Annotated in this window: 1 protein-coding gene; it reads left to right on the plus strand. The window is 45.9% G+C overall.

The window, feature by feature from the left end; all coding sequences use genetic code 11:
• Positions 1-289 precede the first annotated feature (289 nt).
• On the plus strand, positions 290-2,477 hold a 2,188-nt coding region (gene flgE / locus Q0338_RS03960; protein ID WP_298085626.1), incomplete at its 3' end, for a flagellar hook protein FlgE.

Raw genomic sequence — 2,477 nt, forward strand, 5'->3', positions numbered from 1 at the left:
ATTTCGCCGAGGCTCGGTTACATACTGCTTGTATGCATCCTCGCTCGGCTCATTTCCGCCTCGTCTAAAGGAGAAATACGGCGCATTGGCTTTTTGCGTTCAAATTTGAAGTCAAATTTTATAAATTTGAGTTGCCGAGACCCTCATCTTAAAATTTCTAAAAAACCATTAATCTTTACTCATATACTCTTTTTCGCCGCTACCTTCGCAAATACTAAATCAAATTTAAAATTTGGAACGTCTTTTGCTTAAGTGATCTCAAAATTTACTTTTCAAAAAGGATAAAGCCATGATGAGATCACTTTGGGCAGGCGTTACCGGACTTCAAGCCCACCAGATCGCTATGGACGTCGAGGGCAACAACATCGCCAACGTCAACACAGTCGGATTTAAATACAGCCGCGCAAATTTCGACGACATTATATATCAAAATTCGCGTATCGCTACCGGCCCGCAAAATCGCCACGGCGGCGTAAATAGCATGCAAGTTGGCCTTGGTACGCAGATAAACTCGACGACTAAAATTTTCAAGCAAGGCTCTTTGCAAACTACAGACAAACAAACCGACATCGCGCTTCAGGGCGACGGATTTTTCATGGTTAGCCCGGACGGCGGCAAAACGACCTACTACACCAGAAACGGCGACTTTTCAAGAGATAGCGTAGGAAATTTCGTCGATAACGGCGGAAACATCGTACAAGGCTGGATGAGAGACGAAGAAACCGGCGAGATAGATCCAACTAGACCTATCAGCGATATAAATATCCCGGTCGGACTAACCGTCCCGGCTCGCGCCACGACAAATATAGCGTTAAAGGGAAATTTAGATAGCGGTAACGACGTGGGCGCTAAAAAAATCCCTATCTACCAACTCGATCAATACCACAACTGGGCCGAAACAGGCAAAGACGGCATCAAAGTAGACGCCGAAAAACACGAAGAAAATAACGTCGGAGATAATAGATTTTACGTGAACAAAAACGGCGAACAAAAGATGACGGAGCGCGGCGCAGATCTTGGAGTACTGTTTAACAACAACGGTGACGCGTATAACCTCCGCACCGGTCAAGGTATATGGGTCAGCTATGCAGATGCCAAAACCAAAGCTTTATCTATGGGTACAGTGCCAGCAGACCTAACTGCAGACGGAAGATTTACGGCTTCAAAGCAGCTAGACATCAATCTAAACGGAGAACATATCGTTGCGACGGTTGCTACTGTTAGCGAACTAGCGTCGGCTATAAACGAGAGATATACTAAAACGGGTGTAGAAGCAAGCGTTATTAACGGTAATCAATTAGTTTTAACAAATAGAAATAATCTAGGCACAACCGCTGCTACTAGAAATATAAAAATGACTGTAAATAATAATATAGGTGATCTGCAAACGATGAATATCCTTACAGCTTATCAATATACCTATAATAAAACGCAAGTAAGTGCCATACATACTTATGATGATGCAACTGCTAGACAAGTAACGACCACCGAAGACTTACGCGAAGCTATGCAAAGAGACGCGAGACTATGGACGAACTATAACGGTACTGCAATCGCAAATGATGCGGCTAACCCAGCCATACCAGATAACGCAGCTTTTGAAGGATCTGTAAATTCCACCGGTACAGCTCCAAATATAGTAAAGGGCAACAAGAACGACGGCGTAGAAGTAACCGTAAACGAGCACGGTCAATTTCAGATAAAAAATCCATCTGGTGATGCTGTAAATAGTGATGACGGAGACCAAACCGATAATACTATTGATCCGTTAACTGGCTTACCTAAGCCTATAAATTTAGCGGTAGATACATATGATGACGACCACAATATGAATTTAACCATCACTGGTCTTAGCAACGCGGCAAACAACATAACCGAAAACGTCAAATTTACAGCGTCTATGGCGCCGCTTTCAGGCTCTATAAGCCCGGGAAACGCCGCAAGGGTAACAGATAGCCTAAACATGGCCGCTCACAGCTCTAGCACCGATCTTTTCGATAGCTTGGGCACTAAACATAACATCAAAATGGATTTCGTAAAACGCGGCTACACGCCAAACGGCGGAACCGAGTGGACGATGGTTATCCAAGTAGCCGAGCCAAACCGCATAAACCAAAACGGCGAGCCTGCAAACGTGATAACGGGCTACGTGAGATTTAACCCGGACGGCTCGCTAGCGACATATAGCCCTGCTAGCATAACCTTCGGCGCGCAAAACGGCTCAGCCGACGGCCAGCATATCGAGCTAAAGCTAGGAACTACGGCTCAGATGGACGGTCTAGCCAGCACCGATAACGACTCGAGCACCGCCGACATCAGCCAAGACGGCTACGCTAGCGGCGAGCTAAACGGTATCAGGATAGATCAAAGCGGAACGCTAGTGGGCTCGTTTACCAACGGCCGAAGCCTAGGACTAGCGCAAGTGGGCGTGGCTAAATTTGCCAACAACGAGGGATTAGCTAGCGAGGGCGGAAATT

Origin of the sequence: uncultured Campylobacter sp., assembly GCF_938018145.1 — a bacterium.
Classification (GTDB): domain Bacteria; phylum Campylobacterota; class Campylobacteria; order Campylobacterales; family Campylobacteraceae; genus Campylobacter_A.